The sequence below is a fragment of the Streptococcus sp. HMSC078H03 genome, assembly GCF_001808655.1.
Classification (GTDB): domain Bacteria; phylum Bacillota; class Bacilli; order Lactobacillales; family Streptococcaceae; genus Streptococcus; species Streptococcus salivarius_G.
Genome location: NZ_KV794109.1, coordinates 1 through 223 on the forward strand (window position 1 = coordinate 1; position 223 = coordinate 223).

Genomic DNA, 223 nt, shown 5'->3' on the forward strand with positions numbered 1-223 from the left:
TGCCCAAAGTTAGCGAAGAAAGCAGCCCAACGTTCAAGAGCGAAAGGACTAGCCGTTTCAGTTAAAAGATACATAAATTCAGGACTCCTTTCTATTTATATTCAGCCTTAGCTGGTTTCAAGTGATACTTATCGTAGAGTTTTTGAAGGCTACCATCTTTTTGCCATTTAGCAATCAAATAGTTGGTATAATCAATCAACTCTTGGTTAGACTTGCTTGAAGC

1 pseudogene is annotated in these 223 nt (G+C 38.1%); it reads right to left on the reverse strand.

Features of this window, described 5'->3' with window-relative positions:
• Positions 1–91 precede the first annotated feature (91 nt).
• Positions 92–223: pseudogene (locus tag HMPREF2607_RS10375) on the reverse strand (glutamine ABC transporter substrate-binding protein); the annotation flags it as partial.